This is a genomic window from Acinetobacter lwoffii (assembly GCF_049367455.1).
Lineage (GTDB): Bacteria > Pseudomonadota > Gammaproteobacteria > Pseudomonadales > Moraxellaceae > Acinetobacter > Acinetobacter lwoffii_W.
Genome location: NZ_JBMPXW010000001.1, coordinates 1,266,284 through 1,280,713, shown reverse-complemented (window position 1 = coordinate 1,280,713; position 14,430 = coordinate 1,266,284). Strand labels below are relative to the sequence as shown.

General features: G+C 38.0%; 14 protein-coding genes and 2 pseudogenes. 15 read left to right on the top strand and 1 reads right to left on the bottom strand.

From position 1 onward, the window contains the following. Positions 1–27 precede the first annotated feature (27 nt). The 14 genes and pseudogenes from ACO1B7_RS06170 to ACO1B7_RS06105 all read left to right on the top strand — a co-directional run bounded on the left by ACO1B7_RS06170 (position 28) and on the right by ACO1B7_RS06105 (position 13,426). Positions 28–1,116 carry a DUF475 domain-containing protein gene (locus tag ACO1B7_RS06170; protein WP_004647275.1) on the top strand — a complete coding sequence of 363 codons (1,089 nt, stop codon included), beginning with the start codon at positions 28–30 and terminating at the stop codon, positions 1,114–1,116. A gap of 153 nt (positions 1,117–1,269) precedes the next feature. After that, positions 1,270–2,634, top strand: a complete 1,365-nt coding sequence (locus ACO1B7_RS06165) for an MFS transporter (protein ID WP_035340698.1) — start codon at positions 1,270–1,272, stop codon at positions 2,632–2,634. Between the two features lie 192 nt (positions 2,635–2,826). Continuing rightward, positions 2,827–3,951, top strand: coding sequence for a tyrosine-type recombinase/integrase (locus tag ACO1B7_RS06160; protein ID WP_423089920.1), 1,125 nt, complete (start codon positions 2,827–2,829; stop codon positions 3,949–3,951). Then, positions 3,944–4,855, top strand: coding sequence for a hypothetical protein (locus tag ACO1B7_RS06155; protein ID WP_423089919.1), 912 nt, complete (start codon positions 3,944–3,946; stop codon positions 4,853–4,855). Before ACO1B7_RS06160 ends, ACO1B7_RS06155 begins: the two co-directional genes overlap by 8 nt. Before the next feature lie 59 nt (positions 4,856–4,914). Continuing rightward, positions 4,915–5,091, top strand: a pseudogene (locus tag ACO1B7_RS06150) (helix-turn-helix domain-containing protein); the annotation flags it as partial. Between the two features lie 88 nt (positions 5,092–5,179). Further along, a complete protein-coding gene (locus ACO1B7_RS06145; RefSeq protein ID WP_001055585.1) occupies positions 5,180–5,563 on the top strand; it encodes a transposase in 384 nt (127 codons plus the stop codon). After that, positions 5,560–5,895: an IS66 family insertion sequence element accessory protein TnpB gene (gene tnpB, locus ACO1B7_RS06140; RefSeq protein WP_000618091.1), complete on the top strand. Its 336-nt coding sequence runs from the start codon at positions 5,560–5,562 to the stop codon at positions 5,893–5,895. Before ACO1B7_RS06145 ends, tnpB begins: the two co-directional genes overlap by 4 nt. 74 nt (positions 5,896–5,969) lie before the next feature. Beyond that, the gene (locus ACO1B7_RS06135) at positions 5,970–7,553 is read left to right on the top strand and encodes an IS66-like element ISAba25 family transposase (protein ID WP_005080957.1); all 1,584 of its coding nucleotides are present in this window, start codon (positions 5,970–5,972) and stop codon (positions 7,551–7,553) included. A 31-nt stretch (positions 7,554–7,584) separates the two neighbouring features. After that, positions 7,585–8,424 (top strand): annotated as a pseudogene (locus ACO1B7_RS06130) (IS30-like element ISAba125 family transposase); the annotation flags it as partial. A 26-nt stretch (positions 8,425–8,450) separates the two neighbouring features. Beyond that, on the top strand, positions 8,451–9,605 hold the full coding sequence (locus ACO1B7_RS06125) for a site-specific integrase (RefSeq protein ID WP_423089918.1): 1,155 nt from the start codon (positions 8,451–8,453) through the stop codon (positions 9,603–9,605). Between the two features lie 9 nt (positions 9,606–9,614). Then, positions 9,615–11,432 carry a site-specific integrase gene (locus ACO1B7_RS06120; RefSeq protein WP_423089917.1) on the top strand — a complete coding sequence of 606 codons (1,818 nt, stop codon included), beginning with the start codon at positions 9,615–9,617 and terminating at the stop codon, positions 11,430–11,432. Positions 11,433–11,498: 66 nt separating this feature from the next. Continuing rightward, the gene (locus ACO1B7_RS06115; RefSeq protein ID WP_423089916.1) at positions 11,499–12,107 is read left to right on the top strand and encodes a hypothetical protein; all 609 of its coding nucleotides are present in this window, start codon (positions 11,499–11,501) and stop codon (positions 12,105–12,107) included. 71 nt (positions 12,108–12,178) lie between these two features. Next, positions 12,179–12,775: a single-stranded DNA-binding protein gene (ssb, locus tag ACO1B7_RS06110; protein WP_423089915.1), complete on the top strand. Its 597-nt coding sequence runs from the start codon at positions 12,179–12,181 to the stop codon at positions 12,773–12,775. A 390-nt stretch (positions 12,776–13,165) separates the two neighbouring features. Continuing rightward, entirely contained in the window at positions 13,166–13,426 is a 261-nt protein-coding gene (locus ACO1B7_RS06105) for a helix-turn-helix domain-containing protein (protein ID WP_423089914.1), read from the top strand. 66 nt (positions 13,427–13,492) lie between these two features. Here ACO1B7_RS06105 and ACO1B7_RS06100 read toward each other — a convergent pair whose 3' ends face one another. Beyond that, the gene (locus ACO1B7_RS06100; RefSeq protein WP_423089913.1) at positions 13,493–13,864 is read right to left on the bottom strand and encodes an MbcA/ParS/Xre antitoxin family protein; all 372 of its coding nucleotides are present in this window, start codon (positions 13,862–13,864) and stop codon (positions 13,493–13,495) included. Positions 13,865–14,038: 174 nt separating this feature from the next. Between ACO1B7_RS06100 and ACO1B7_RS06095 the strand changes: the two genes are divergently transcribed. Then, complete coding sequence (locus tag ACO1B7_RS06095) at positions 14,039–14,305, top strand: hypothetical protein (protein WP_423089912.1); 267 nt, start codon at positions 14,039–14,041, stop codon at positions 14,303–14,305. Positions 14,306–14,430 lie beyond the last annotated feature (125 nt).

Sequence of the window (14,430 nt, the reverse complement as noted above, 5' to 3'; positions counted from 1 at the left end):
TATTTAATTTATCCAAGGTCGTTGTGTATGTTGAAACATTTTGGTTTCTCGATTGCATTTTCGATCGTGTGTCTTGGTTTGTCTGCGTATTGGGGTTATACCCATGGTCCTGACGCAGGCCTGCAAACCATGCTCACAGCGCTGACCATTACCGCTATTCTGGCGATTATGGAAGTGTCGTTGTCTTTTGATAACGCGGTTGTCAATGCCTCAGTCCTACGGGGTTGGGATCATTTCTGGAAAATGCTGTTCCTGACAGTCGGTATTCTTATTGCAGTCTTCGGGATGCGTTTGATCTTCCCGGTGGTTATTGTTGCAGTGACTGCAGATCTGGGCTTTATGGAAGTGGTACGTCTGGCCCTGAATGATCCGAAAGAATATTCAGCACGTTTAATGGCACATCATCCTGAGATTGCTGCTTTTGGTGGTGCTTTCCTGTTGATGGTATTCCTGAACTTCTTCCTGGATGAAGAAAAAGACACGCACTGGTTTAGACGCGTAGAACGCCGTCTGTCCAATCTGGCCAATGTGCCGGCGATGTCGGTATTTATCGCACTGGTGGCTTTGTTAATCATGGCAGCCAATGTCGATGAAGCCAAGCGTCTGGCAGTGACTATGGCCGGAATCTGGGGCATCGTGATTTATATCGGTGTGCAGGTCCTGAGCCATATGCTCGGTGGTGAACCGGAAGTCGATGAAGAAGGCAATGCCATTCGTCATGATGAAAATGGCGTACCGACGGGTGTAGTGAAAGCCGGTATTGGTGGTTTCCTCTATCTAGAAGTCCTGGATGCCTCGTTCAGTTTTGATGGCGTGATCGGTGCCTTTGCGATTACCTCAGACGTGGTCATCATCATGCTCGGTCTGGCAATTGGTGCGATCTTTGTCCGTTCAATGACGATTTATCTGGTTGAGCAGGGCACATTGGATGCTTATATCTACCTGGAACATGGTGCGCATTATGCCATCGGTGCACTGGCTTTCATTATGATTGCCAGCGGAACCGGTCTGCATGTGCCAGAAGTGGTAACCGGTCTGATCGGTGTAGCCTTTATTGTCTGGGCAGTATTTGCCTCGATTCAATACAAAAAGCGTCAGGCGGCTTTAGACAAATAAAGCGCTGTTCCTGAATAAAAAGCGTAGCTCCTGCTGCGCTTTTTTGTTTTTAGATTGGCATCATCTTTATTTCAAATAAAATTCATGTCTTATTAATGAGCTGAATGTCCTATAATCTGGGCTCCAGATTAATTAACCCAATCGCCATAATTTATGATGAATGCTTTAGAACGTCGTTCAACCTTTGCCCTGAGCAGTATTTTTGCACTGCGCATGCTGGGGTTGTTTATGATTATCCCGGTATTTTCTGTGGCAGGGCAGGCATATCAATATGCGACGCCTGCACTGATCGGTTTGGCGGTCGGGGTCTATGGTCTGACCCAGGCACTGTTACAGATTCCATTCAGCCTGATTGCGGACCGTTATAGCCGTAAGCCACTGGTGGTTTTAGGGCTGCTACTATTTGCGCTGGGCGGTGCAATTGCGGCCATGTCGGACACCATTTATGGCGTGATTATCGGCCGTGCAATCGCTGGTGGTGGTGCGGTATCCGCTGTGGTGATGGCACTGCTGGCAGACGTTACCCGTGAAGAAAACCGCATGAAAGCCATGGCAATGATGGGCATGAGTATCGGCCTGTCCTTTGTGGTGGCCTTTAGTCTGGGGCCTTGGCTAACGGGTCTGGTGGGCATCTCTGGGTTGTTCTGGGTCACCACGGTGATGGGCCTGGCGGCGATTGCCATGCTGTTGATGGTGCCGAAAGTCACGCGGCATCATAAAAACTTTCAGCAGGGCTATCTGGCACAGTTGAAACAGGTAATCAAAATCGGGGATCTGAATCGTCTGCATGTGTCGGTCTTTACCCTGCATTTATTGCTCACCGCCATGTTTATCTATGTGCCTTCACAGCTGATCGAATTTGCTGATCTGCCACTTTCCAGTCATGGCTGGGTATATTTGCCGCTGTTGGTACTGAGCCTGTTTTTTGCTTTTCCGAGTATTATCCTGGCAGAAAAATACCACAAAATGCGCGCGATTTTTCTGGTGGCCATTACCGGTATTATTCTGGGTTTAATGGTGATGGCATTTGGTTTTGAATCCAAATATGTCTTGCTGATTGGTCTAGGGTTGTTCTTCATTGCCTTTAATGTGATGGAAGCCCTGTTGCCGTCTTGGTTGTCGAAAGCGGCACCGATCCAGTCCAAAGCCACCGCAATGGGCGTAAATGCCAGCAGCCAGTTTTTAGGGGCGTTCTTTGGCGGTATGATTGGCGGACAATTATTACTGCTGAACAATACCTCGATGGGCTGGAGTATCCTGACAGGGATTGCGATAATCTGGCTGCTGATGAGTTTTGGCCTGGCACAGCCACGCTATCTGTCATCGCTGGTGTTGCGTTTGCCGGAAAGCAGACAAACTGACGAATGGACTTCTCAGCTTTTGGCGATTCGTGGTATTGAAGAGGTCGTGGTGATGTCTGAACAGCAAGTTGCCTATGTAAAAGTCGATAAACAGCAGATTGATGATGCTTCGCGACAACAATTAACGCACTTGTTGGGTAAAGAGGTAGCCATTTAAGCATAACTCTTATAAAGTAAAATACAGAAATATATAGGAAGTAAACGGCAAATGCGTGGTGTAAATAAAGTTATTATTGCTCACTAATAGTTTACTCTAATACTTTACTCTAAGAATGCTGTATATTCATTTATGTTCGTTTCAGTGCTATGTTAAGAAAACATGGTTCATTCAAACAGTTAAGGTGGATATATGGCATATGTTGATTACGCTGATGAAGTAATCTTTGCTGGAAAATCTCATAAAAAATTTCCCCTAATTTTAAATAATGAACACATTATAAATCGCCTCACACTTAAATATTTTCTATCTCAAAGAGTTTTATGGAGCGAAGGTACTTTGCATACCTATACCAAGCATGTATGTGACTTCATTTCTCAGTTAGAACTTGAAAATAAAGAGTGTTCGTTTGATCATATAGATGAGTACTGGTTAGAGGCTTACGCAAATCAAATATCGAATCGGAATCCCGGCTCTGAAGGTTACGTATCACAATTATTATCTAGCGTAATTGATTTCTTATTCTGGTGTGAAAATAATAATTATTGTAAAAATCTAATAGGAGTAACTTCTAAATTTAAAATAAAAGTTTTTCAGACCAAAAATGGTGTCACCCATAATTTGGTTAAATACTATAACAAACAAGGGGCATCACCTAAAATTGCGCCAAGAGATGAATGGATTGAAACGGTATTAAGTGAAGAATACTTTAAGTCTGAAGATTTAGAAATTCGCTTTAATTTGATGGTTGAGTGGGGACGTAGGTGTGGATTGCGGGCACATGAAATATGTGCGTTAAGCGTTGATCAGATACCGTCAAGGGAGACTCTAGAACAAAATATTATAGAGAAAACTAATTCCTTTATTGAATTGACTGTAACAAAGGGAAAAAAGAAAGCACGAATTCCAGTGAGTGGAATTTTATTAAAAAAAACGTTGGACTATATTGAATCTGAACGGAATCAGTTAATAAAAAAATTTAAGAGTGAAGCACGACTACAGCGTAAGGCATATATTCCACCAGAACAGGTATTTATTTCCTCTACAACAGGTCAAGCACTTCATCGTCGAACATTCTCTAATCAACTTAGATCTAGATGGCTGCAAGCTTTGGAAAATGGCAACCTAACACAAGACCAATACGTATGGGTACATGGGTTAAGACATAGATTTGCTACAGATAAGCTTAAAAAAATTTCCCAGCTCAAGCATATTCGTGATCCTCGTGAAGTTACGAAGACGCTTACAAGGCATAGTCATTCTTCAACATTAGATATATATACTGCCAGTATTTATTTGGAAGATATGAATGACTAAGCTAAAGCGTGAACTTATTGTACTAAAACCATCGATAAAAGAATCTATTATAGAATTTTCTAAATTAGAAATTACTGTTGAAGAAAAGACCTATGATATTAGTGATTTAACTAATTTAGAGAATATTCATGCAATAGCTAGGGCTTTAAAAATATATTTAAAGGGACAACAGTCTAGCAGAGCTGTCTTTCTGGAATTAAGAAATTTTCTTAGATTTATTTCAAAACATAGTGAAAAAATTGATGAGAAATCAATTACTAAATATAAAAAATTCTTAGATACTAATGTAGAAAATGGTTTATCAACTAAGTACCAAAAATTTTCTAGAGCTTCTGCATTTGTTAAAGGTCTAATTAGTGAAGATATTATTGAAGATTTCCCTATTCCTCCCAATTTCTCAAATTTTAATGGTAATCAAAAAGATTCTTTTGCTGAAATAGCTAGATGTTATATTGAGGATGATAGCCATTTTGATCATCAAGATATTAAAGTTATCATGGATCGGTTTGAGTTAGAGCACTTGCAAGCTAAAGCTCTAAATTATTCTTTAAGCGCAATAGATATCATTCATAAAAAGGCCATTGTTGATATATATAAATGGGAAGAGGATTGGGAAAAGGTAGAAAAAATAATAGAACAGCTAAGTGAGAATGATCTTGAAAAATTAAAATGTGTAACTGATTTTAATTCTTTTTATCGTAGACGTGAAAGAACATTGGAAGAAGCATTCCAAATATTATATTCAAAATTTGGAGATAATATTCCAGCAGTAAAATATTGGCCTAAAGGAATGGAAGAATTTTTTCGTACAAAAGGTTGGAAAAGTAGCAGGGTTAAAAACTTATTAAATGGGATGTCAACAAATATTGATGATATGACTATCTTGAATAAAAGGGCAGAGTAAAACTTGAAGTGCGACATAAACCACCTAATTAATTTAAAGGGTTTATGGAGTATATAAAATTGTCATACCATCATCTTAACTTTGAAGATCGTACTGCATTAATGCTTGAGTCAAGAAAAGAAGGCTTTTCAGCCAGAAAATTTGCTGAACTCATTAAAAGACATCCTAGTACGATCTATCGTGAGCTTAAAAGAAATAGCATCAATGACGTTTATCAAGCTCAATATGCTTCTGATAAGTAAGCATCCGGCTAACACAGCCTTACCAAGCGATCCTATAAGCCTTAATTTAGTTCCCACCTAAAAACAAGTGGGGACTTAATCCATGAACATGGATATATATTCAGCAACACCTCCTGTTGCTAAAAAACGCCGAAAATACAGCAAAGAATTCAAACTCAGTATTGTCAATGCCTGCAAAAATCCTAATACCTCGATCGCTTCGGTCGCACTGCAACATAGTATTAATGCCAACCTTGTCAGTCGTTGGATCAGGATCTTCAGCCATCATGAGGGTGCCGTGCAGGATCCTACTCATGTGAATCCAGCATTTATTGCTTTGCCTTACACTGCTGCAATCAGCCAACCTATTGATGAGAGGATCACGTTGTGTATCACCGTGCCTCATACGAATAATGATATTCAGCTAAAATGGCAGACATCAGAAATACCTGCCTTGGCAGAATTACTCAAGGCACTTGCAACATGATCCGCATTGATGAAATCTGGTTGTCTACTCAGCCCATGGACATGCGTGCAGGTATGGATACGACCATGGCTCAGGTGGTGAGAGCCTTTGGCTACATCAAACCGCATTGTGCTTACCTGTTCTGTAATAAACGTGGCCATCGCATGAAAGTGCTGGTACATGATGGATTGGGCATCTGGCTGTGTGCCCGGCGGCTGGAACAGGGCAAATTTCACTGGGCTCAAGTTCACCAAGGTGAAACCGTGGCCCTCAGCCCGGAACAGTTACAGGCACTGATCCAAGGTTTGCCCTGGCAGCGCATTGGACGACAGCAGGTGGTGACGATGCTTTAAACCAGGCTCGACCATTCTGCTATTCTCCAAACGTTCTATTTCATTCTTCTCATGACCTCAGGCATACTGCGGTCATGAATACGCTGCCTGACTTAAGCCAACTGACCCATGAACAACTGCTGGAATTCACCAGGCAGTTGGCGCTGCAGCATCAGTCTCTAGCACAATCAAACCAACAATTGGATGCCAAAGTTCAACATCTTTCTATTCTCAATCAAAAATACGAGCATGAACTGGCGCTGTTTAAAAAGCACAAATTCGCCCAAAAGAATGAACACTTAACGGCAAAACAAATCCATCTGTGGGATGAAGCGGTTGAAGAAGATATTGCCGCGGTTGATCTAGAACTGGAACGGCTAAATGCAGATAAAACCAATGCAGCGACACAGAAAGCCAAAACCAATAAACCTAAACGTCGACCACTGCCAGATCATCTACACACCATCCGTATTGAGCATGAACCTGCATCAACCCAATGTGCTTGTGGCTGCCAACTCCGTCGTATCGGCGAAGATGTCAGTGAAAAACTGCATTTCAGACCGGCACAGTTCTATAAGGAACAGCATGTGCGTGGTAAATGGGTCTGTGATCAGTGTGACACTCTAACTCAGCAAGCGATGCCCGCCTATGTGATTGATAAAGGCATTGCTTCACCTGAATTGCTCAGCCATGTGCTGGTATCGAAGTATGCCGATCATTTGCCGCTGTACCGTCAGCGCCTGATCTATCAGCGGGCTGGCATTGATCTGTCCAGATCCACTTTATCTGACTGGATAGGTCGCTGCGGTGTAGAACTGGAACCTCTGGCCAATGCCTTAAAAGAGGTGGTGCTGCAACAGCGGGTGCTGCATGCAGATGAAACACCGGTCACCATCATGCGGATGGGTGAGAATAATAAAAAACCGAAGAAAGGTTATGTCTGGGCCTATGCCACCACACAGTATAATCCAGTTCAGGCGGTGATCTATGACTTTCAGGATAGTCGTTCAGGCCAGCATGCTGAAGAGTTCTTGAAAGGCTGGCAGGGCTATCTAGTCTGTGATGATTACAGTGGTTATAAAGCACGTTTTAAATCAGGCCAGGTGATTGAGGTGGGGTGCATGGCCCATGCACGTCGTAAATTCCATGAACTGCATGTAACTGGGAAAAGTCAGGTTGCTGAACAGGCCTTAGTGCTGATTCAGAAACTGTATGCGATAGAAGCAGAACTCAGGAAAAAGACCGATGGTACAGCGGAAGACCGCCGCGAATACCGACAACAGCATAGTCAACCAGTGATGCAACAACTATATGAATGGCTCAACCAACATCATCTGACAGTGCCATCGAGTTCTCCCACCGCCAAGGCTATCAATTACACTCTGAAGCGTTGGCCAGCCTTAAGCCGCTATCTGGATGATGGCAATCTACCGATATGCAACAATTGGGTAGAGAATCAGATGCGTCCCTGGGCGTTGGGACGCAAGAACTGGCTGTTTGCAGGTTCGCTGCGCAGTGGTCAGCGAGCGGCAAACATCATGACTTTAATCCAGTCAGCAAAGCTGAATGGCTTGGATCCGTATGCCTATTTAAGTGATGTGCTGAAAAGGTTACCGACACACAAAGTGACCCAAATTGAAGAATTGCTGCCGCACTGCTGGAAACCTAAATCGAATTAAAAAATAGGTATGGGATTCAGCGGACGCTTACTCTGATAACACCTTCGCTAGACGTAGACGTGGTCACAGAAAACTCAAAATCGATTCAATCCTCTGGAAATTTATTGTTGAAGCGATCCGTTGTTTATGGTCTCCTCAGCAAATAGCAAAGCGTTTAAAGACATTTCCTGATTTGGATCAAACAATGAATGTAAGCCATACAACGATTTATTCAACGATACGAGCATTACCAAAGGGTGAGTTGAAAAAAGACTTATTATCCTGTCTGCGTCATGAAAATAAAAAGCGAAAAGCTAACGGTGAACCTAAAAAAGATTCTATATTACAGGATATTAAAACTATTCATGAGCGCCCAGCCGAAGTTCAAGAAAGAAAAATACCGGGTCATTGGGAAGCTGATTTAATTAAAGGTAAAGACAATAAAAGTTCGATAGCAACACTTATTGAACGAAATACACGGCTCTGTATCTTGGCAACATTACCTGATGCAAAGGCAGAATCAGTGCGCAAGGCTTTAACTGAAGCTCTGAAATATTTACCTGCAGAACTGCGTAAAACGTTGACCTATGACCGTGGACGCGAGATGGCAGAACATAAAATACTTGAAGAAGATTTAGGCATAGATGTATATTTCTGTGACCCACATTCACCCTGGCAAAAAGGCACATGCGAAAATATGAATGGTTTAATTAGGCAATATTTACCTAAAGGGATTGATTTAAATCAGGCAGATCAGCATTATTTAAATCAAGTTGCCATGTCACTGAATACTCGTCCTAGAAAAGCGTTAGATTGGCTTACACCATTAGAGAAATTTGCTCAGCTTGTTGATTATCATAAGACTTTTCAAACTGTCGCACCTCATGTTTGAATTCGCCAAGTATTAATAATCTGTTATTGGAACAAAAAGAAAAATTTAATAAAGTTGAAACTTACTATATTGATTCAGATGGAAGGGATGATCCTAGGACTATTGAACTAGCATTGTCGATTCTTTATGCCCACTATGGACGTATTTTACCAGAATCAAAAAAATGGCCTAAAGGTATAAGCGACTATCTGAAATATAGAAAATGGGGTTCTTCTAGGGTACATTCAGCATTTTTTCCAACTCCAGAAACATTAGCTCCTTTCATTGTGGGTTTACTTTCTCATATTGAAATTGCACCAAATGTTGATTGTGTTGCTTTTTATACATATTTAACAAGTTTTAAGCCTAGTTCGAAAGAAGGAAAAACACATGTTTTTATGGGCAAACCTAGAGCAAATAAGCCAATAGAAAAAGATATAAAAACAACAGATCCTATGATTTCATTATGTATCAAGCATTGTGAAAGAATGCTTTCTGTATTGAAGAGTATTCAGACTAATGAGTCAAATAGTCTAATTCTACAAAAAAAGACCCCATTATTTATACAACGCAATACTATGAGTGCAAGAAGAGATATCCATACTTTAGATAGCTCTACAGTAGTAAATATTGTTAAGAGATTTTTAGCTGATTTAGCTAAAGAAGATCCCTTTATTTCGCCTTTAGTAGAAGGTGGATGTACTGGACAAAATTTTAGACCAACCATAGTATTGATTCAAAAATTGTGTGGAGAAAGTACGAGGGTAATTCAAAAATTACTGAATCACTCTAATTCCGCAACAACGAAAATCTATACTGAGCGTGTATTAACGCAATCCATGATATTGAGTAAATCTAAAAAATTTCAGAAATACCTTGTTGAAAATGCATTAAAAAATGATTCTTCTAATAACCGACAGCTATTAAATACAGCAATAGAAGATGCTGTAGATGAATGGATCAATTGTGATGCTAAGAGAATATGGTTTAAAGATGATGCGATAATTGCAGAGTGGATTGCATGGGGAAAAATCATAAGTGATTCTGAGAATGAATTGAAGTTTCAAAATCCAATAAGATGGGAACAATACTGGTTGCCAAGGTTGATCAAGTATCAGAGTTTACTAGAAAATGTTCTGGAGATTGATAAAAAATCTGCTCTAACACTAGCTGAAACTATTAAGCTTCCCCCCTTATCTTAAGAGTTATATATGATTGAAAATTTAAAGTCGTATGCCATTTCAGCGCAACAAGATAATGATAGAGAAAAGCATGATAATCTTATAAATCATGAAATATCTTGGTTAAAAAATAAATATGAGGATGATGTTTGGAAATTAAAACCTCATATTATTACTGATGATAAGTCAAGATATACAGTTAGCTGGAATGTTTACAATTTAGAAAACTATAAGGGTATTTTTCATAGATGGGATTATTGGAAGAATGCCGCAAAAGAACTTGCATATTGGATAATGGAGGCTTCAGAAAGCAAATGTAACACCACTAGCACTTTAGCTACAAGTTGCCGTAGTATCCGAGAATTTTACGAATGGTTGTGTTTTGAGCGAAATTGTTTTGATTTATCAGAAGTAAAACAGGATGACATAATTTCATTTTGCGAACATATATCGCTAAGAGGATTAACGCAAAACTCTGTTCTAATGAAGTTGACAGTGATTTCACATATTTATTCTTTAAGGAAATATTTAAAAGAATCATTAAGCTTTAATCCTTTTAAAACAAAAAAAATATACTTGTTAGCAAAAGCCTATTCAGTTCAAAATGGACATACCCCTACACTTTATCCTCAAGAAATTTTTTCTTTATTAAATCATGCTCTTAAGTTGGTAAAAGAGTCTGAATATACTTTGAGTTTACTTAAACAATATATGGAGATACATGCAGATAGTTCTATATATCATAGATCAATGTACGCGAAATTTTATAAGCTAACAGGTATTAAATCGAGTGAACTACAAAGTAAAGTCCGTGCTCTATACGGTGCGGCAGTAACAATCATTTTGATATTATTGGCTGAGCGAAAGCATGAACTATCACTTACTAAAGAAGCTGATGTTTTAGAGCTATTAAATACTGAACTTGATATTCTTATTGGGTTAGAAAAAAAAACTGCGGGAACACAAACAGGAAAACGAACAGAACGGGCTGTTATTCAAGAAGTTAAAGACGCACTTGGCGTTATTTTAGAATTGGCTTCATATAATCGAGAAAAATCAAAAAATGAAACAATCTTACTAAAATTACCTTTTGGTCATTCAGACAGTGGAAAAGGTGATAAAACTTTTTACCTTACTACAAATGGACTATATGTCATTTTAAGGCATTTTGCGGAATCAGCAAAGTTTGAAAGAATAGAATTAAAACCTCATATGTTTAGACGAGCATATGCAATGTTGTGGACTTGGAGATTTGAGATAGGAGATTTGGAAGAATTATCTTTGATGTTGAAACATAATAGTACGGCTTTTACAAAGAAATATACGGATGATGAAGACATTTGGCAGTTTATGGGGGAGACAGAGCAAGATTTGGCATTTGATCTATTAAATAGAGCTTTCCAAGGGAAAATTACACTAAGTGGACAAATCAGTGAAACCCTTGAAAGGTATAGTAGACTAATTCAAGCTAAATCAAAATTATTGGACTCTACAGCTATTGCTGATTTTGTGGATGAGTTTATTCAAACCAATGACATGCGTGTAGTTGCTCATTCAGATGGATATTGTTTCATCAATAATAAAGGATTAGACAAAGCTTTATGTCGGACTGAGGGTATAGGCTTAGATCCAATAAAGAGAACAGACTCTTTATGTTTAGAGTGTCCTAATTTTGCTATTGATAACTCTCGTAAAGCTCACTGGGAGAGAAGAATCAAATTACATCAAGATGTTATTGATTCTAGTAAAAATAAAAAACTTGTTGAAAGTTCTAAAATATTTATTTCTCAAGCAGAGAAGATGTTAAATTCCATTCAGTTGGCTGAAAAATCGAAAGTTACCTCATAGTTTTATGGGAAGTGTTAAGGATTAAACTTAGATATATTAAATTGGATAACTTGAGTAGGATCATTTGTGGCAAACAGTAAAGATAAATTTGAAAGAGCTATAAGAGAGTCATTTGAGCAACTTCAAAATATTGGTGGAAAGAAAATTACCAAAGCAGAAATTATTAACAATGCTAAATTTGAAGATGGTTCTTCTGTTGGTCAGACTACTTTGTATGCGAAAAATAGCGTGACAAAAGCATATATACATGCTGAGTTACTACAAGAGCTAGATAAAAAAATTGCAGAGATTGCTTCGAACAAGCCACAGAATGAGAAAAAAAAATCATCCAAGCAAATCATTGAAGAAAAAACAAAACAGATTACAGAACTTGAGCTAAAGAATAGTCGATTATTGGCTCAATTTACTAACTTAGAGAACAGTTTAGAAAATACATTTCGTCAGAATGATGAAAATTATATACAAAATCTTGAAACAAACTTGTATATAGTTACTACTTTGTTAAATCAAAAAATAGGGGGATATAAGAAATTGAATAATATAATAAATAAATTTGAGACTAAGTATAATGAAAGTACGAGATTGAAGGAAGCAAAAGAACAAATTCAAACAATGAAAAATGATATAGAATGTTCTAAAATTATTTCCATTACGGAAAGTTTTAAGGATAGCTAATAACCTTGTGCTACTAAATTAGTTATGGTTGGTTAAGTTTAAGTTAAATATATTGAAATCAAGAGGTTATGATGGCTAGAGGTTCTGTTAATAAAGTCATTTTGATTGGCTCATTAGGAAAAGATCCAGAAACTAAAACTTTTCCAAATGGCGGGTCACTCACACAATTTTCTATTGCTACTAGCGACTCATGGGTGGATAAAACTACTGGTGAACGTAAAGAACAAACCGAATGGCACCGTATCGTATTACATAACCGTTTAGGTGAGATTGCTCAGCAATTCTTACGTAAAGGTTCTAAAGTGTATATTGAAGGTTCATTGCGTACCCGTCAGTGGACAGACCAAAGCGGGCAAGAACGTTACACTACGGAAATTCGTGGTGAACAAATGCAAATGTTAGACAATCGTCAGCAGTCTGAACAGAGTGCAGGTGGAGACAACGCTGGTTATAATCAACCGCGTTTTAACAACAACCAAGGTGGCGGTTATAACAATAGTAATAGCCAAGGCGGTTATGGTAATAACCAAAGTGGTGGTTTTAACAACAACCAACAAGGCGGTTATGCAAATAATAATCCGTCTGGTTTTCAGCCTAAAGCACCACAATCGGCACCTATGACCCCCGCAACTCCCCCTGCTGATTTAGATGATGATCTGCCGTTCTGACAAACTCTAAAGATATGATTTTATAAAATTAATCTTTAGTTAGAGCGAGTTGCAAAAGAAGTTTACAGATATTAGAAATGATTCTGTAAACTTTTTTATTGCCATATGTCTATATTCAATCCTAAAACTTTTCGTAACGGTTGATGCTGTTAGTTAAAAGTACAGATATCATCACAACTTTTCTCAGATGGCTAAGCTAGATTTTGTAATATTGGATTTGCCATTTTTTATAAAAAAATAGGATATATTTTATTCTCATATAAATAGTCTGGAACTATCTGGATGTTCGATGTGTCTAGAGAACAAAAAGTTTGCTATATAGAGAACATTAGGCAAAATTGGTTGCAAGTTTGCTATATAGCTAACAAATTTTAGGAACTACAAATTCATATGGCTACTAGAGCTGAAATAGGTAAAGAGATACGTTTGGCAAGAAAAGCTTTGGGCTATACACAAAAGATTCTTTCAGAAAAGACTAAAGTTAATAAAACAACAATCTCTGAGATGGAAAATGGTCGCTTTACAGGCTCATTTGACACATTCGAACGTGTAATTGATGGTGTTGGCTTACAATTCGAAGTTGGTAAAAAAAAGCATATACTTCCACATTGGGATGAAATTGAAGCACTCTTTGCAGAAGATGACGAATAGAAATTACATTGATGGCAGTCCACAAACTAGCAATACGTGTCTCAAATTTTGGTGGCTTTTCAGTTTTCATTCCTTGTGTCTAATAGCCTCAAGAAACTGTAATACTAAAACCAAGCCATGTGCAGTCTCAATTTGTTTTATTGGGATGCCACCGGTTACGTGATTTTTAGAGTTAAGGAAATGGTGCATCCAATCTAGATCACCACCATTTAAATCATATAAAGCTGTATACAGCTTGATAAGTAATAATGCTAATTCACCTTGCTTTGAAGATGGGTCTAATTTAAGTTGGGTTTTTAACCGACTTATTGTTGGTTGAGATACCCCTAGAATAGCAGCAAGTTGAGTTTGGGTTAGATTGAGTTGTTTAGCTGTATTGAAAAAAGATTTTGCTAAAATTGTTTTTTTATCAATAATTTGTGCTGAAAATATTGGCATAACAAAAACTCATTTTATATATGTAAAATCGTAGTTTTATTCATATTTATTTGACTCAATGACCGATAATTATAAGAGTAACATCAAAAAAACTATGCCTTAGTGTAAACCGAATCTTCTACTGTATCAAAAAGGTTTCAGATCGGACAAAAACTCTTAATAAGGAAGAAATCTATGGATATTAAAGAAGTCAGACTGACTGAAGTAATCAGTGATGTCCTATGTGATATTTGTAATCAATCAACTAAATTGGAGTTTGCTACATTGTCTGGTAATTGGGGATATTTTTCTCAATCTAATGGTGAGCGATACAAACTACAATTATGTGAAAAATGTTTTTTTAATACATTAGATATACTGAAAAAACAGTACATGCTACTTAATTTAAATAAAGATTTTAAGCAATCGACATTAGAAAATTTTGGTTTAAACTTTGATTAACATAATTAAATTTATTTTTGATACTTTGGATTGGTAATCGAATAGAAATACTATGTTCTTATAAAAATACCTTACTCAATTTTTTAATAGGATAGCTTTCCACTTTAATTTCTCCCACAATACCC

Bases quoted from the DNA above. Each gene is read 5' to 3' on its own strand.
- ACO1B7_RS06145 (WP_001055585.1), top strand. From the start codon at position 5,180: ATGAACATGGATATATATTCAGCAACACCTCCTGTTGCTAAAAAACGC.
- ACO1B7_RS06160 (WP_423089920.1), top strand. From the start codon at position 2,827: ATGGCATATGTTGATTACGCTGATGAAGTAATCTTTGCTGGAAAATCT.
- ACO1B7_RS06100 (WP_423089913.1), bottom strand. From the start codon at position 13,864: ATGCCAATATTTTCAGCACAAATTATTGATAAAAAAACAATTTTAGCA.
- ACO1B7_RS06120 (WP_423089917.1), top strand. From the start codon at position 9,615: ATGATTGAAAATTTAAAGTCGTATGCCATTTCAGCGCAACAAGATAAT.
- ACO1B7_RS06155 (WP_423089919.1), top strand. From the start codon at position 3,944: ATGACTAAGCTAAAGCGTGAACTTATTGTACTAAAACCATCGATAAAA.
- ACO1B7_RS06135 (WP_005080957.1), top strand. From the start codon at position 5,970: ATGAATACGCTGCCTGACTTAAGCCAACTGACCCATGAACAACTGCTG.
- tnpB (WP_000618091.1), top strand. From the start codon at position 5,560: ATGATCCGCATTGATGAAATCTGGTTGTCTACTCAGCCCATGGACATG.
- ACO1B7_RS06170 (WP_004647275.1), top strand. From the start codon at position 28: ATGTTGAAACATTTTGGTTTCTCGATTGCATTTTCGATCGTGTGTCTT.
- ssb (WP_423089915.1), top strand. From the start codon at position 12,179: ATGGCTAGAGGTTCTGTTAATAAAGTCATTTTGATTGGCTCATTAGGA.
- ACO1B7_RS06095 (WP_423089912.1), top strand. From the start codon at position 14,039: ATGGATATTAAAGAAGTCAGACTGACTGAAGTAATCAGTGATGTCCTA.
- ACO1B7_RS06105 (WP_423089914.1), top strand. From the start codon at position 13,166: ATGGCTACTAGAGCTGAAATAGGTAAAGAGATACGTTTGGCAAGAAAA.
- ACO1B7_RS06165 (WP_035340698.1), top strand. From the start codon at position 1,270: ATGATGAATGCTTTAGAACGTCGTTCAACCTTTGCCCTGAGCAGTATT.